The organism is Pseudomonas sp. FA117 (assembly GCF_057370475.1).
This window is the reverse complement of sequence record NZ_CM170675.1, coordinates 3,357,811-3,373,526: the sequence shown is the minus strand read 5'-3', so window position 1 is coordinate 3,373,526 and position 15,716 is coordinate 3,357,811. Positions and strand designations below refer to the sequence as shown.

The following is a 15,716-nucleotide window of genomic DNA, read 5'->3' as shown; positions in this document are numbered from 1 at the left end:
TGAAGCGCGGCACGATCAGGGCGTCCCGAGGATGGCCGCCACCTTGTCGCGCAGCTGGTCGATGGTGAACGGCTTGCCGATCAGGTGCATGCCCTCGGGCACGTCGACGTTCTCGGCGTAGCCGCTGGCGAACAATACCGGCAGCAGCGGCCGCATCTCGCGGGCCTTGGCCGCCAGCTGGTCGCCGCGCATGTCGGGCAGGCCGACATCGGTCATCAGCAGCGCCAGGGGCTGCCCGGCATCTTCGAGAATCTGCATGGCTTTGCCGGCATCCGCCGCCTCGAGGACCTTGTAGCCCAATTCGTCGAGTACTTCGACCACCAGCATGCGGACGATGTCGTCGTCTTCGACTACCAGAAGGTGCATGGTTTGAATCCTGTCGCGTGGGGAAATGTCTTTACTCTGTGCCCGCGCGGGCAGCAGAAGTTCCCTCAGGATAGCGGTCGGTGCAATCAGATGGAACGATTGCCGACGGATACCTTCAAATACTGGCTAAATGCCCCAGCCAGAACCGGCAAAGCTGGTTAGACTCGCACTAGATACGCGGTGGCAGCGGCATACAACAATGACTGAATGTAGTGGCCACTCACTGTTCAATGGACTTATTTCGCTCGGGCGTTATCAGATGATTCAAGCAGCCTCCATGGACCAACGCAGCTTTCGCAAGCTGCTGAGCCGTAACGTCGGCCTGCCCCTGGGCGTTGGCCTGCTGGGCGCCGTGGCTTTCGTCGCGGTGATCAACTACTTGCTCTCGGCCATGCAATGGGTCGAGCACACCGACCGGGTGATCGGCAATGCCAACGAAACGGTCAAGCTGTCGATCGATATGGAAACCGGCATGCGCGGCTTCCTGATCACCGGCGACGAGCGCTTCCTCGATCCCTACGAGGTGGCCAAGCCGCGGATCTTCAGCAGCCTGGACAGCCTGCGCGGCATGGTCATGGACAACCCGCCCCAGGTCGATCGCGTCGATCGCCTGGTCGCCCTGCAGCGCGCCTGGAACGATTTCGGCAGCGAACTGATCAGGATGCGTCGCGACAAAGGCGATATCCAGGGCGTGATCGGCAGTGGGCGCGGCAAGCGCATCACCGACGAGATCCGCAAGGAGTTCGATGCCTTCGTTGCCACCGAGCAGCAGCTGCGCATGACGCGCAACGAGAAGGTCAGTACGGTCACCGTCACGGCCATCACCGCGTTCGTGCTGTTCATCGTCGGCCTCAGCGCGCTGCTGGCCTACCTGGGCCGGCGCGACCTGCTGGCGCTGTCGGAAAGCTACGTCAGCAACCTGCAGGCCCAGCAGCGTTCGGCCGAACGCCTGGAGCACCAGGCCTGGCTACGCAACGGGCAGACCCAGCTCTCGCAGCAGGTGCTCGGGCAACTGACGCTGACCATGCTCGGTGACAATATCCTGCGTTTCTTTGCCGGCTACCTGGGCAGTGTCGTCGGGGCGCTCTACATCCGCGATTCCCATGGCCGCCTGGTGCGGGTCGCCAGCTATGGGCTCGATGCCGAACAGCAGGGCCGCGAGCAGGTGATGGCCGAGCACGATGGCCTGCTGGCCCAGGTGGTGCGTGAGCGTCGCGTGCTGCGCCTGGACGACCTGCCGCAGGATTACTACCGGCTGAGTTCCGGCCTGGGCAGCGGGCTGCCACGCAGCGCCCTGCTGACACCTGCCAGCGACAACAACCAGGTCAATGGTGTGCTCGAGCTGGGCTTCCTGCGGCCGCTGCAGGAGCGTGATGTCGAGTTGCTGGAACGGATCAGCGACAACCTCGGCATCTCCCTGGAGAGCGCGCGCTATCGCCAGCGCCTGCAGGAAGTACTGGCCGAGACCCAGCAACTGAACGAAGAGCTGCAGGTCCAGCAGGAAGAGCTCAAGACCGCCAACGAAGAGCTCGAAGAGCAGTCGCGGGTGCTCAAGGAATCGCAAGCGCACCTGGAGACGCAACAGGCCGAACTCGAACAGACCAACGAGCAACTGGCCGAGCGCACCGTCGCCCTTGACCGCAAGAACAGCGAGCTCAACACTGCCCAGGTGGAATTGCAGGCACGCGCCGAGGACCTGCAGCGTTCGAGCAAGTACAAGTCCGAGTTCCTTGCCAACATGTCCCATGAGCTGCGCACGCCGCTCAACAGTTCGCTGATCCTGGCCAAGCTGCTGGCCGAGAACGGCGAGGGCAACCTCAGCCAGGAGCAGGTCAAGTTCGCCGAATCGATCTACTCGGCCGGCAATGACCTGCTCAACCTGATCAACGACATCCTCGACATTGCCAAGGTCGAGGCGGGCAAGCTCGAAGTGCGTCCCGAGACCACCCAGGTGGTACGCCTGGTCGAGGGCCTGCGCGGCATGTTCCAGCCGCTTGCGGACGACAAGGGCCTGGCCTTCGAGGTCAAGCTCGAGTCGCAGGTGCCGGCCACCCTGTTCACCGATCGCCAGCGCCTGGAGCAGATCCTCAAGAACCTGCTGTCCAACGCCATCAAGTTCACCGAGCGCGGCCAGGTCAGCCTGAACATCGGCCACCAGGCCGGCATTGGCATCGTCTTCGCCGTGCGCGACAGCGGCATCGGCATCGCCGCCGACCAGCAGCAAGCGATCTTCGGTGCCTTCCACCAGGTCGATGGCACCAGCAACCGGCGCTATGGCGGCACCGGCCTTGGCCTGTCGATTTCCCGCGACCTGGCCCACCTGCTCGGTGGCCAGATCAACGTCGACAGCACCCCCGGCCAGGGCAGTGTGTTCAGCCTGATCATCCCCGAGCGTTACGAGTCGGTCGAAGGCCAGGACGAGGTGCACAGCCTGCGCCCGACCCTCGACCAACTGCCGCCGGCTCCGCGTGCCATGCCCGTGCCGCAGCAGCCGCTGCCGATCCCGTCCTTCGCCGACGACCGCGAGCACGCGCCGTTCGCCAACCGCTGCATCCTGGTGATCGAGGACGAGCCGAACTTCGCCCGCATCCTCTACGACCTGGCCCACGAACTGGGCTACAACTGCCTGGTGGCCCATGGCGCCGACGAAGGTTTCGCCCTGGCCGCGCAATATGTGCCCGATGCCGTGCTGCTGGACATGCGCCTGCCCGACCATTCCGGCCTCACCGTGCTGCAGCGCCTCAAGGAGCAGGCCACCACCCGGCACATTCCGGTGCACATCATCTCGGTGGAGGACCGCGTCGAGGCCGCCATGCACATGGGCGCGGTGGGCTATGCGGTCAAGCCGGCCAGCCGCGAGGAGCTCAAGGAGGTGTTCGGCCGCCTGGAAGCCAAGCTGACGCAGAAGCTCAAGCACATCCTGCTGGTGGAGGACGACGACCTGCAGCGCGAGAGCATCGCCCGCCTGATCGGCGACGACGACATCGAGATCACCGCCGTGGCCATGGCCCAGGAGGCCCTGGAGCTGCTGCGCGAGAACATCTACGACTGCATGATCATCGACCTCAAGCTGCCCGATATGCTCGGCAACGAGCTGCTCAAGCGCATGACCGCCGAGGACATCCGCAGCTTCCCGCCGGTGATCGTCTACACCGGGCGCAACCTCACCCGCGAGGAAGAAGCCGACCTGCTCAAGTACTCGCGCTCGATCATCATCAAGGGTGCGCGCTCGCCCGAGCGCCTGCTCGACGAAGTGACGCTGTTCCTGCACAAGGTCGAGTCGCAGCTGTCCCATGAACGCCAGCGCATGCTCAAGACCGCGCGCAGCCGTGACAAGGTGTTCGAGGGCCGCAAGATCCTGCTGGTCGATGACGATGTGCGCAACATCTTCGCCCTGACCAGCGCCCTGGAGCACAAGGGCGCGATCGTCGAGATCGGCCGCAATGGCCGCGAAGCGCTCGAGCGCCTCGAGCAGCACGACGATGTCGACCTGGTGCTGATGGACGTGATGATGCCGGAAATGGACGGCTATGAGGCGACCCGGCTGATCCGCGAGCAGGCGCGCTGGCGCAAGCTGCCGATCATCGCCGTCACCGCCAAGGCCATGAAGGATGACCAGCAGCGTTGCCTGCAGGCCGGTGCCAACGACTACCTGGCCAAGCCCATCGACCTGGACCGCCTGTTCTCCCTGATCCGCGTCTGGCTGCCGCAACTGGAGCGAATTTGACTAGCGAACGCAACACCGATATCGAGATCCGACTGCTGATCGAGGCGATCTACCTCAAGTACAGCTACGACTTCCGTAATTACTCCGGCGCCTCGATCAAGCGCCGGATTCTCCACGCTCTGCGCCAGTTCGACTGCCGCACCGTGACTGCGTTGCAGGAGCGGGTGCTGCACGACCCGGGGATGTTCATGCAGCTGCTGCAGTACCTGACGATCCCGGTCAGCGAGATGTTCCGTGATCCCGGCCACTTCCTCGCCCTGCGCGAGGAGGTGGTGCCGCTGCTGCGGACCTGGCCGTCGCTGAAGATCTGGATCGCCGGCTGCAGCACGGGCGAGGAGGTGTACTCGATGGCCATCCTGCTGCGCGAAGAGGGGCTGCTGGAGCGCACCATCATCTATGCCACCGACATCAACCCCAGCTCGCTGGAGAAGGCCAAGCAGGGCATCTACTCGATGCAGAGCCTGCGCGAGTACGAGGAGAACTACCGCAAGGCCGGAGGGCGGCGCGACTTCTCCGAGTACTACACCGCCGCCTACGGCAACGCGATCATGGACGGCAGCCTGCGTGACAACGTGACCTTCGCCGACCACAGCCTGGCGACCGACAGCGTGTTTTCCGAGACCCAGCTGGTGTCGTGCCGCAACGTGCTGATCTATTTCAACAAGGAGCTGCAGGACCGCGCCCTGGGGCTGTTCCACGAGTCGTTGTGCCATCGCGGATTCCTGTTCCTGGGCAGCAAGGAGTCGGTGGATTTCTCGGCCTACAGTGGCCGCTTCGAGCCGCTGGTGCGGCCCGAGCGGATCTACCGCAAGTCATGAAGGGCGTGCACGCGGTGGTGATCGGTGCCTCGGCCGGCGGCGTGGCGGCGCTGTTCGAGGTACTCGGCGCCTTGCCACCCGCGTTCGCCCAGCCGGTGCTGTGTGTGCTGCACCTGCCCGACGATCGCCACAGCCGCCTGGCCGAGGTGTTGCAGCGGCGTCTGCTGCGCCCGGTGCGCGAGGCATGTGACAAGGAATGCATCCAGCAAGGGCAGATCTATGTGGCCGGGCCGGGTTATCACTTGTCGGTGGAGCGCGATTTCAGCCTGTCACTGAGCCAGGAACCGCCGGTGCATTTCTCGCGGCCGGCGATCGATTTTCTCTTCGAGTCGGCCGCCGATGCCTATGGCCAGGGCCTGCTCGGCGTGCTGCTCACCGGTGCCAATGAAGATGGCGCCCGAGGGTTGGCCTACATCAAGAAGTGCGGGGGCCGGACGGTGGTCCAGGACCCTTGCGACGCACAGGTCGCGCTGATGCCCCAGGCCGCACTGGCCCGGCATCAGCCTGACCATATTCTTTCTCTGAGTGGTATCGGGCAGTTGCTCGCTACCCTGGAACCCAGCGCATGCTAAGCCACATCATCGCCAAACTGCTGATCGTCGACGATCTGCCGGAAAACCTGCTCGCCCTCGACGCCCTGATCCAGGGCGAGGACCGCGAGGTGCACCGCGCCCAGTCGGCCGAGCAGGCCTTGTCGCTGCTGCTCGAGCACGAGTTCGCCCTGGCCATCCTCGATGTGCAGATGCCAGGCATGAACGGCTTCGAGCTGGCCGAACTGATGCGCGGCATGGACAAGACCAAGAACATTCCGATCGTTTTCGTCAGCGCCGCCGGGCGTGAAATGAACTACGCGTTCAAGGGCTACGAGAGTGGCGCGGTGGACTTCCTGCACAAACCGCTGGACACCCAGGCGGTGAAGAGCAAGGTGTCGGTGTTCGTCGACCTGTACCGCCAGCGCCAGGTGCTCGGGCGCCAGCTCGAGGCGCTGGAGCGCAGCCGCCAGGAGCAGGAACAACTGCTGGCCCAGCTGCAGGTGGCGCGCAGCGAGCTGGAGCGCGCGGTGCGCATGCGCGATGACTTCATGTCGATCGTTTCCCACGAAGTGCGTACGCCGCTCAATGGCCTGATCCTCGAGACCCAGTTGCGCAAGATGCACCTGTCGCGCGGCAACCTGGCGGCCTTCAGCGAGACGCACCTCAAGGCGATGGTCGAGCGCGACGAGCGACAGATCAACAGCCTGATCCGGCTGATCGAAGACATGCTCGATGTGTCGCGGATCCGCACCGGCAAGTTGTCGATCCGCCCACGGCCGTTCGACCTGTCGCAGCTGGTGCGCGGCCTGGTGGAGAACTTCGCCGCCCAGGCCACGGCCCTGGACACCCATATCGAACTGCAGCGCTGCGAGGCGCTGCAGGGGGAGTGGGATGAGTTCCGTATCGAACAGGTGCTGGCCAACCTGCTGTCCAATGCCCTGCGCTACGGTGAACGACGCCCGGTTCAGGTGCGGGTTTTCGAGCAGAGCGGCATGGCCTGTGTGCAGGTACAGGACCACGGCATCGGCATCAGCGGCGCCAACCAGCAGCGGATCTTCCAGCAGTTCGAGCGGGTGGCAGCGCAGCAGGCCAGCGGTGGCCTGGGCCTGGGCCTGTACATTTCCGAGCAGATCGTCCAGGCCCACGGCGGGCGAATCCGCGTCGACAGCGAGGAGGGGCAGGGCGCGACCTTCAGCATCCTGCTGCCACTGTCGACAGCCGGTCAACAAAGTGACCAGACCCAGGCAACCTCTGCGTGACCCGTGGGTCAGATGGCCAATCAATTGAAATTCAAGGCGTTATCATGAGCGAAGATGCACAAGATGTGGTGCTGGTGGTCGAGGACGAACCGGTCATCCGGATGATCCTGCGCGACTACCTGGCCGGTGAGGGCTACCACGTGCTGGTGGCCGAGGACGGCGAACAGGCCTTCGCCATCCTGGCGAGCAAGCCGCACCTGGACCTGATGGTGACCGATTTCCGCCTGCCCGGCGGGATTTCCGGAGTGGAGATCGCCGAGCCTGCGGTCAAGCTGCGACCGGACCTGAAAGTGATCTTCATCAGCGGCTACCCGGCGGAAATTCTCGAATCCGGTAGCCCGATCGCGCGCAAGGCGCCGATCCTGGCCAAGCCGTTCGATCTCGACACCCTGCACGAGCAGATCCAGGCACTGCTCAGGTAACCGGCTTCACACCGCCCGGGTGTTGAGCAGGCGCACGCCCAGGCCGATGAACAGCGCACCGGTGGCGCGCTTGAACCAGGCTGCAAGGCGCGAAGCCTTCAGGCGCTGGCCGAAGCGATAGGCGGTGAAGCAGTAGAACGAGTGCACCAGGGCGACGATGGTGGCGATGCTGATGAACATCGCCGCAAACTGACCAAAGATCGGCCTGCCGGGTTCGAGGAATTGCGGCAGGAAGGCGCAGAAGAACACCAGGGTCTTGGGGTTGCTTGCCGACACCAGGAAGGCTTCGACGCCGATCCGCCACTTGGCCCGTGGCGCGGCGCTGCGCGCATCGGCCGTCGGCAGCCTGGGCTTGTCGCGCGACAGCAACTGGCGCAGGCCGAGGTAGATCAGGTAACCGGCACCCACCAGTTTCAGGGCCAGGAAGGCCACTGGCAGGGATATCAGCAGGGCACCGACCCCCATTGCCACCCCACCGATCAGCAGCAATTGCGCGCTGAGATTGCCCAGCAGGGTCATGCCCATGCCTGACGGGCCGTAGCGCAAGGCGTTGCGCACCGTCAGCAGGACGTTCGGGCCGGGGGTGAGGGAGGTGACCAGGTAAGCCAGGGAGAAGGTCAACCAGAGGTGCAATGCCATGGAGCGCGGTCCTTCGCAGGGAAAGCACCACGATGCCAGCAATTGGCCGGGAATGCTATTGCCAGGGCGGCTGCGCAGGAGCCGCCCATCTTCCAGCCCTTGCCGTCACCAGAGCGCCACGGCCCCGGCAGCGATCACCCGGGCGAACGTCTCGAGCGCCCTGTCGACGTCGGTCTCGGTGCTGTAGCGGCCCAGGCTGATGCGCACGCTGCTGCGCGCCTGCTGCTCGGTCAGCCCCAGTGCCAGCAGTACGTGCGAGGCGGCGTTGCTCGCCGAGTTGCAGGCCGAGGTGGTGGAGATCGCCAGGTCGCCAGCCAGTGCCGAGCTATTGAACCCCTTGGCCTCGATGCACAGGTTGAGGGTGTGTGCGATGCGTTGCCCGGGACAACCGTTGAGGCTCACCCCCGGCAAGGCCAGCAGCCCGTCGCGCAGGCGTTGCGACAATGCCTGGATCCGCGCCTGTTCGCTTTCGGCCAGTACCCCGGCGAGCTCGAAGGCGCTGCCCATGCCCACGACCTGGTGAGTGGCCAGCGTACCGGAGCGCAGCCCGCCTTCGTGACCGCCGCCATGGATCTGCGCGTGCAGCAGCGGGCGTGCCCGGCTGCCGACGTACAGCGCGCCGACACCCTTGGGGCCGTAGACCTTGTGCGCGGAGAAGGACATCAGGTCCACCGCCTGGTGTGCCAGGTCGATGTGAACCTTGCCCACGGCCTGCGCCGCGTCCACATGCAACAGCGCGCCGTGCTCGCGCACATGCTGGCCGATGCGGGCGAAGTCGGTGAGGGTGCCCAGTTCGTTGTTCACGGCCATCAGCGACACCAGGCGCGTGTCTTCGCGCAGGGCGGCCTGCACGGCTTCAGGCTGGATCAGCCCGTGAGCATCGGGCGCCAGGCGGGTGACGGCCCAGCCCTGGCGTTGCAGTTCGGTGACGGTATCGAGCACCGCCTTGTGCTCCAGCTGGCTGGTGACCAGATGCCCCGGCCCGCCGGCGCCCTGGGCGATGCCCTTGAGGGCGAGGTTGTTCGACTCGGTGGCACCGGAGGTCCAGACCACGGCCTCGGGCGTCGCGCCGATCTGTGCGGCGACCTGGCGCCGCGCCTGCTCGACCAGCTCGCGAGCGCTCTGGCCGAAGAGGTGGCCGCTGGAGGCCGGATTGCCGAAGTGTGACTGGCGCCCCATGCAGGCCAGCATGCTTTCGATGACCTGGTCATCGATCGGGGTCGTGGCGGCGTAGTCGAGGTACAGCGGTGTGTCGGGCATCAGGGCGGGTCCGTGCGGGCAGAGGCTGAGGATTGATGTCAGCATGCTAGGGGAGCCGCGAGAGAATGGGTTTTCCTTGTTTTCGCTTTTTTCAGCGTTTGATGGAATTATTTTTCAGCGAAAGGCAAGCCAGGAGAAAACTGTTCTGGCTTGCCCTGTCATCAAAGCCTCCAGCACCCTTCGAAGCGTTCGCAAACGCCGTATTGCCGGTCAAGCTGCGCCATGGCCCGCAGGTGTTCGAGCTTCGCTTGGGCGGTGACCTGGCGGTAGACCCGCGCGTAGTAACGGCTCATGTCGCGCATGCGCACTTCGCGGCCGTTGTAGCGGTTACCCGGCTCCAACCCTGCCCAGATCTGCAACTGCTGGTCCTGAACGCTGTTGAGGTACTGGCGGTTATCGTCACGGAACTTGGCCTGGGTGAGGGGTTTGACCTGGCCAAGGGCCTGCTCGAAATGCTGCAGATTGGCGCGGTACTGGTCCCAGTAGGCATCGGGCAGCGTGGCATTGCCCAGGGCCTGGCGGCGCTCGGAGATCTGCCGGTCGGCCGGAGGTTGCTGCAGGTTGCTGGCTTGCAGCATGTCGATCACTGCGCCGGACGAGGCCAGGCTGTCATCGATGAGGCCTTCGATCAGTGCGCTGCGTTGCACGGAGGCAGGCAGTGGAGTGGGCGGTAGCGGGAACAGCGGGGAGGTGCCGCGACAGCTTGCCAGGGGCTCATCGTTCAGCGGGTAGGGGATGCGTACATCCTTGCCGTCGATGCGTTGCAGGCGGGTGAGTTGAAGCATGCAGTAACCGGCGCTGCGATCGACGCTGACTTCGTACTCCGAGCCGGCGGCGGGGGTGAAGGTGACCCCGATCGAGCAGGGCGCGCCACCGGTGCTCAAGGTGTTGGCAAACAGATAGAGTGGCTGGTCGGGCTCCAGGCGGATTTCCAGGTAGCCACGGGTGTCGGCCGTGGGCGGCACGCGCATGTCGGCGCGGCGGCGGGTGTCCCTGGCCAGGAAATTGTTGAGCAGGCCGGTGGTGCTGCCCTCGCATCGGGGCCCCCGGTAGACATCCAGCGTCGAGTTGGAGGTGTTGGCGACGTAGCGCAGTTTCGACGCGTCAGCGCGGCTGCTGTCCTGGTAGGTGCCGTTGAAGCTGCAGGCGCCAAGCAGCGTGCAGGCGGCAAGCAGAGTGATGGAGCGTGCTGCGGTGGCGAGCATGATCGTCCTTGAGCGTTGGGTGAGGGCGGCGCAGATGCTAGAGGTGATGGCACCGTTCGTCCAGTGTGCCATCATCGGGGGCGCCGCCTGGGCCTCAGTCGGCAGCGCCCTGTGCGGCAATCTCCCGCTCATCCTGCGCGACCACCTGCTGGCACAGCTCGATGATCTGCTCGCGCATCCAGCGGTTGGCCGGGTCCTGGTCGGTGCTTTCGTGCCAGTACAAGTGTGTTTCCAGCGGCGGAACGTCCACCGGCAGGGCCTGGTAACGCAGCTTGTGGTGGCGGGCGAAGCGCTCGGGCACGGTCATCACCATGTCGGTCTGCTGCAGCACCTGCGAGGCCATCAGGTAGTGCTGAGAGCGCAGCGCGATCTTGCGCTGCACGCCCATCTTGCCCAGTGCCAGATCGACGTAGCCCAGGCCGTTGCGACGGCTGGAAATATGGATATGGGTCATGCCCAGGTAGCTGTCCAGGGTCAGTCGCGCCTCGCCCAGCGGGTGGCCCTGGCGCAGGGCACAGACATAGCGGTCCTGCATCAGCTTGACGTGGCGCACCTGCGGGTCGGTATTGAGCGGCGCGTCGACGGCGAAGTCCAGACGGCCGGCGGCCAGCTCCTTGGTGGTTTCACGGCGCTTGCACAGGAAACTCTCGATCACCACCCCGGGGGCGAGGCGCCGCAGGCGCTGGAACAGCAAGGGCAGGACCACGGCCTCGGTGAGGTCGGTCATGCTGATGCGGAAGGTCTTGTTGGCCTGCTGCGGGTTGAAGATGCGGCTTTCCTGGACCGAGGTGCGCAGCAGGGCGAGGGCGTTGCGCACCGGGCCGATGATGTTCTGCGCCATGGGCGTGGGCACCATGCCCTGGGCGGTGCGCACGAACAGCGGGTCGTTGAAGGTCTCGCGCAGACGCGACAGGGCATTGGACACGGCGGGCTGGGTGATGCCGACGATCTGCCCGGCACGGGTCAGGTTGGCTTCGGTGTAGATGGCGTCGAAGACGATGAACAGGTTGAGGTCGACCTTGCTGAGGTTCATGGAGGCGCCACTCGTCGTTGATGTTATTCGCCGATCATATATCGGTTATGAATGTTAATACACGCCGAAAATAGACTGGATGGATCGAGCACCGCTGTTCTAGGCTCTGCTGCATGTTCTTCTTCCTGCGAAGGTAGCCCTGATGGATTTCGCCTACACGCCCAAGGTTCAGGCTCTGCGCGAACGCGTGACCGCGTTCATGGACACCCATGTCTATCCCGCCGAAGCGGTGTTCGAGCGCCAGGTTGCCGAAGGCGACCGCTGGCAGCCGACCGCGATCATGGAGGAGCTCAAGGCCAAGGCCCGCGCCGAAGGGTTGTGGAACCTGTTCCTGCCCGAATCCGAACATGGCGCCGGGCTGACCAACCTGGAATACGCGCCGCTGGCCGAGATCATGGGCCGCTCGCTGCTGGGGCCGGAGCCGTTCAACTGCTCGGCCCCCGATACCGGCAACATGGAAGTGCTGGTGCGCTATGGCAGCGAGGCGCAGAAGCAGCAGTGGCTCGAGCCCTTGTTGCGCGGCGAGATCCGTTCGGCGTTCGCCATGACCGAGCCCGACGTGGCGTCGTCCGATGCCACCAACATGGCCGCCACCGCCGTGCGCGACGGTGACCACTGGCTGATCAACGGACGCAAGTGGTGGACCTCCGGGGCCTGCGACCCACGCTGCAAGGTGATGATCTTCATGGGCCTGTCCAACCCGGACGGACCGCGGCACCAGCAGCATTCGATGGTGCTGGTGCCCACCGACGCGCCGGGGGTGAAGATCGTTCGCCCGCTGCCGGTGTTCGGCTACGACGATGCGCCCCATGGCCATGCCGAGGTGCTGTTCGACAACGTGCGGGTGCCCTACGAGAACGTACTGCTTGGCGAGGGACGTGGTTTCGAGATTGCCCAGGGCCGCCTCGGGCCTGGGCGCATTCACCATTGCATGCGTTCGATCGGCATGGCCGAACGTGCCCTGGAGTTGATGTGCAAGCGTGCGGTCAGCCGCACCGCGTTCGGCCGGCCGCTGGCCCGCCTGGGCGGCAATGTCGACAAGATCGCCGACTCACGGATGGAAATCGACATGGCGCGCCTGTTGACGCTCAAGGCGGCGTTCATGATGGACACTGTCGGCAACAAGGTGGCGCGCAGCGAGATCGCCCAGATCAAGGTGGTGGCGCCGAACGTCGCGCTCAAGGTGATCGACCGGGCGATCCAGATGCACGGTGGTGCAGGGGTGAGCGGTGATTTCCCGCTGGCCTACATGTACGCCATGCAGCGCACCCTGCGCCTGGCCGACGGGCCCGACGAAGTCCATCGGGCGGCGATCGGCAAGTACGAGATCGGCAAGTATGTGCCCAGGGAGATGCTGCGCGGCCACGAGTGAGGCCGCGCGCGGTCTGGCCAGGGGGCCTGCCGTCAGGCACCGGGGTGGTGAGTCGACGACTTGACGGATGCCGCCGTTGTGTCGTTCTCCACCCCAGGCTCGGTACTGGTCGCGCCGTTCGGCGCCGGGGCAGGCTCCTGCCCCTCGCTGCCCCGGGTCTTGAACAACGAAAGCAGTACACCTCCCAGCAGCAGCCCGAACGTCACCCCCAGCGACAGCAGTGCCGGCACCTTGCCCACCAACCCGTGGTAGAAGATCTTGCAGCCGATGAAGATCAGCACCAGCGCCAGGGCATACTTGAGGTAGACGAAGCGGTGCATCAGCGCCGACAGCGCGAAGTACAGCGAGCGCAGGCCGAGGATGGCGAAGATGTTCGAGGTGTAGACGATGAACGGATCCTGGGTGATGGCGAAGATCGCCGGCACACTGTCGACGGCGAACACCAGGTCGGCCAGCTCGATCAGCACCAAAGCGAGGAACAGCGGCGTGGCATAGCGCAGGGCCTTGCTCTGGCCGGGGGGCGTCAGGCGTACGAAGAAGTGCTTGCCGTGGATCTGGTCGGTGACGCGCATGTGCCGGCGCACGAAGCGCAGCACCGGGTTGTTGGCCAGGTCCGGATGGCTGTCCTCCTTGGACAGCGCCATCTTGATCCCGGTGAACAGCAGGAAGGCGCCGAACAGGTACAGCACCCAGGCGAAATGCTGCACCAGCGCTGCGCCCACGCCGATCATGATCGCGCGCAGCACCACCACGCCGAGGATGCCCCAGAACAGCACGCGGTGCTGATAGCGGCGGGGGATGGCGAAGAAGCTGAAGATCATCGCCATGACGAACACGTTGTCCATCGACAGCGACTGCTCGACCAGGAAGCCGGTGTAGAACTCCAGTGCCGACTGGGCGCCGAGTTCATGCCAGACCCACACCCCGAACAGCACCCCGACGCTGAAGTAGCCCGAGTACAGCAGCAGGCTTTCGCGCATCTCGATTTCCCGTTCCTGGCGATGCAGGACGCCGAGGTCCAGGACCAGCAGTGCGATGACGATGGTGACGAAGACCAGCCACAGCCAGGTGCTGGTGCCGAGCAGGGGAGTGGTGAGAAATGTCTGCAGAGCTGTCATGAGCCCCTCCTTGAATGTCGACGTTGCATGGCAACAGTGATTCCGACATGGCGGGGTCAACCGTCAGAGGGGCCCGGCATCACATGGGCTCAAGACTAGCCCATGGGACACCGCCGCCAAGGAGCAGGCTGTTACATTTCTTTGCCCGCAGCCCGTTACTGCAGTGCTTTGGCGACCTTGGTCGCCGCCTCTTCGGGCATCCAGCCGTGCCACACCTGCGGGTGCTCGCGGAGAAATACCTTGGCCGCTTCGCGCGGGTCCTGGCGCTTTTCACTCATGACCGCCAGGGCCTGGTTGAGGGTGTCGATCGGCAGGTCGACCTTCTCGAACAGCGTGACCAGCTCCGGGTACTGGCTCTTGAAGGCCTTGGACACGCCGATCGACAGCTTGGCCGGCAATGAACTGCTGCCGCGTGGCTGGGGGTTGGCGGGATCGGTGAGGGTGGCCCAGGCCTGCGGGTCGTAGGGCGGTTCTTCGAGGCGGACGAGGTCGAAGCGGCCCATCAGCGGGGTCGGGCTCCAGTAGTAGAACAGCACCGGCTGGTGGCGGCGGATCGCCGAGCTCACCTCGGCGTCGAGGGCGGCGCCTGAACCGGTGCGGAAATTGGTGAACTGGCCGTCGAGCCCATAGGCCTTGAGTTTCTGCGTGTTGACGATTTCCGAGGTCCAGCCGCTGGGGCTGTTGAGGAAGCGCCCCTTGTCCGGTGCTTCGGGATCCTTGAACACCTGCGCGTAGCGTTTCAGGTCCTCGACACGCTTGAGATCCGCTGCCATGGGCTTGATACCCTGTTCGGCGTCACCCTTGATCACATAGGCCGGCACGTACCAGCCTTCCACCGCGTTCTTCACGGTATCGCCCAGTGCGAACACCTCGCCCTTGTTCTCGGCCTCGACCCATGCCGGGCTGCGGCCGGCCCATTCCTCGGCGATCACTTGCAGGTCGTTCCTGGCCAGCGCCACTTCCATGCTCACCGTGCTGCCGGGGAGGGTGTCGGTGGGGTAGCCGTAACCGTTCTCGACGATCAGGCGCAGGATCTCGGTGGTGAGGGCGCCGCTTTCCCAGCCGATGGCGCCGAACTGGATGGGTTTGGCGGCTTCGGCGCTTGCTGCGCTGTCGGTGCTGGCCAGCCCCAGCGCGAGCATGAGGCTGGCCAGCAATGTTGGAATTTTCTTCATGGAGGCCTCGTCGGTTGCCGATTCGTGGGATCGGCCACAGTGTAGACGACGAGGGCAGGCGCTTCGTTCAGCGCCTGCGGTACAAGACTGCGCGGTGCCGATCAGACCCGGAACTGGTCCATCAGGCCCTGCTGCTGGTTGGCCAGGCTGTTCAGCGACTGGCTGACCCGTGCCGATTCGTTGGCTTGTCCGGACAGCGACTCGGTCACGTCGCGGATGGTCGCCACGTTGCTGTTGATTTCCTCGGCCACCGCGCTCTGCTCCTCGGCCGCCGAGGCGATCTGCAGGTTCATGTCGCTGATCACGGTGACTGCCTGGCCGATGCGCTGCAGTGCAGTGACGGCCTGGCCGACCTGTTCCACGCCGCCCTGGGCCTGGCGATGGCTGCTGTCCATGGCACCGACCACCTCGCGGGTGCCGCTCTGCAGCGACTCGATCACTTGGCGGGTTTCCTCGACCGACTCCTGGGTGCGGCGGGCCAGGTTGCGCACCTCGTCGGCGACCACCGCGAAGCCGCGACCGGCCTCACCGGCGCGGGCCGCCTCGATGGCGGCGTTGAGCGCCAGCAGGTTGGTCTGCTCGGCGATGGAACGGATCACCTCGAGCACCGAGCCGATCTTCTCGCTGTTCTGCGCCAGGCCCTGGACCTGGGCCATGGCGCTGCTCATGTCGGCGGCCAGGGCATCGATGCTGTCGGTGGTGCGGTCGATCACCGCCAGGCCTTCGCGGGTGGCCTGATCGGCATCGCGTGCGGCCTGCGCCGCCTGGGCCGCACTGCGGGCGACATCC

The 15,716-nt window shown here is 65.1% G+C and carries 13 protein-coding genes and 1 pseudogene; 6 read left to right on the top strand and 8 right to left on the bottom strand.

All coding sequences use genetic code 11. The features are described from left to right. Positions 1 to 15 precede the first annotated feature (15 nt). Positions 16 to 366 (bottom strand): response regulator, encoded by a 351-nt coding sequence (locus AC1TXO_RS15575; protein ID WP_486402581.1) that lies wholly within the window; start codon positions 364 to 366, stop codon positions 16 to 18. Between the two features lie 259 nt (positions 367 to 625). Here AC1TXO_RS15575 and AC1TXO_RS15570 point away from each other — a divergent pair, with 259 nt between their 5' ends. From AC1TXO_RS15570 to AC1TXO_RS15550, 5 genes are read left to right on the top strand one after another with little or no spacing between them, the layout of a single operon-like run. Continuing rightward, on the top strand, positions 626 to 4,093 hold the full coding sequence (locus AC1TXO_RS15570; protein WP_486402580.1) for a response regulator: 3,468 nt from the start codon (positions 626 to 628) through the stop codon (positions 4,091 to 4,093). Then, the gene (locus tag AC1TXO_RS15565; protein ID WP_486402579.1) at positions 4,090 to 4,911 is read left to right on the top strand and encodes a CheR family methyltransferase; all 822 of its coding nucleotides are present in this window, start codon (positions 4,090 to 4,092) and stop codon (positions 4,909 to 4,911) included. The genes AC1TXO_RS15570 and AC1TXO_RS15565 overlap by 4 nt, the downstream gene beginning before the upstream one ends. After that, a complete protein-coding gene (locus AC1TXO_RS15560) occupies positions 4,908 to 5,483 on the top strand; it encodes a chemotaxis protein CheB (RefSeq protein ID WP_486402578.1) in 576 nt (191 codons plus the stop codon). Before AC1TXO_RS15565 ends, AC1TXO_RS15560 begins: the two co-directional genes overlap by 4 nt. After that, entirely contained in the window at positions 5,477 to 6,703 is a 1,227-nt protein-coding gene (locus AC1TXO_RS15555) for a hybrid sensor histidine kinase/response regulator (protein ID WP_486402577.1), read from the top strand. The genes AC1TXO_RS15560 and AC1TXO_RS15555 overlap by 7 nt, the downstream gene beginning before the upstream one ends. A 44-nt stretch (positions 6,704 to 6,747) precedes the next feature. Continuing rightward, positions 6,748 to 7,125, top strand: a complete 378-nt coding sequence (locus tag AC1TXO_RS15550) for a response regulator (RefSeq protein ID WP_402761879.1) — start codon at positions 6,748 to 6,750, stop codon at positions 7,123 to 7,125. Positions 7,126 to 7,131: 6 nt separating this feature from the next. On the opposite strand, the gene AC1TXO_RS15545 is transcribed toward AC1TXO_RS15550, so the two are convergent. The 4 genes from AC1TXO_RS15545 to AC1TXO_RS15530 form a co-directional block, all read right to left on the bottom strand. Continuing rightward, the gene (locus AC1TXO_RS15545; protein ID WP_486402576.1) at positions 7,132 to 7,764 is read right to left on the bottom strand and encodes a LysE family translocator; all 633 of its coding nucleotides are present in this window, start codon (positions 7,762 to 7,764) and stop codon (positions 7,132 to 7,134) included. 105 nt (positions 7,765 to 7,869) lie between these two features. Next, a complete protein-coding gene (locus AC1TXO_RS15540) occupies positions 7,870 to 9,024 on the bottom strand; it encodes a cysteine desulfurase family protein (RefSeq protein ID WP_486402575.1) in 1,155 nt (384 codons plus the stop codon). A gap of 161 nt (positions 9,025 to 9,185) precedes the next feature. Then, complete coding sequence (locus AC1TXO_RS15535; RefSeq protein ID WP_486402574.1) at positions 9,186 to 10,229, bottom strand: hypothetical protein; 1,044 nt, start codon at positions 10,227 to 10,229, stop codon at positions 9,186 to 9,188. A gap of 94 nt (positions 10,230 to 10,323) precedes the next feature. Continuing rightward, positions 10,324 to 11,262 carry a LysR family transcriptional regulator gene (locus AC1TXO_RS15530; RefSeq protein ID WP_486402573.1) on the bottom strand — a complete coding sequence of 313 codons (939 nt, stop codon included), beginning with the start codon at positions 11,260 to 11,262 and terminating at the stop codon, positions 10,324 to 10,326. A gap of 142 nt (positions 11,263 to 11,404) precedes the next feature. Here AC1TXO_RS15530 and AC1TXO_RS15525 point away from each other — a divergent pair, with 142 nt between their 5' ends. Further along, a complete protein-coding gene (locus AC1TXO_RS15525) occupies positions 11,405 to 12,634 on the top strand; it encodes an acyl-CoA dehydrogenase (protein ID WP_486402572.1) in 1,230 nt (409 codons plus the stop codon). 32 nt (positions 12,635 to 12,666) lie between these two features. On the opposite strand, the gene AC1TXO_RS15520 is transcribed toward AC1TXO_RS15525, so the two are convergent. The 3 genes and pseudogenes from AC1TXO_RS15520 to AC1TXO_RS15510 form a co-directional block, all read right to left on the bottom strand. Continuing rightward, positions 12,667 to 13,752: a TerC family protein gene (locus AC1TXO_RS15520; protein ID WP_486402571.1), complete on the bottom strand. Its 1,086-nt coding sequence runs from the start codon at positions 13,750 to 13,752 to the stop codon at positions 12,667 to 12,669. Between the two features lie 155 nt (positions 13,753 to 13,907). Continuing rightward, the gene (locus AC1TXO_RS15515; RefSeq protein WP_486402570.1) at positions 13,908 to 14,927 is read right to left on the bottom strand and encodes an ABC transporter substrate-binding protein; all 1,020 of its coding nucleotides are present in this window, start codon (positions 14,925 to 14,927) and stop codon (positions 13,908 to 13,910) included. Positions 14,928 to 15,028: 101 nt separating this feature from the next. Then, positions 15,029 to 15,538: pseudogene (locus AC1TXO_RS15510) on the bottom strand (methyl-accepting chemotaxis protein); the annotation flags it as partial. Between the last annotated feature and the right edge of the window lie 178 nt (positions 15,539 to 15,716).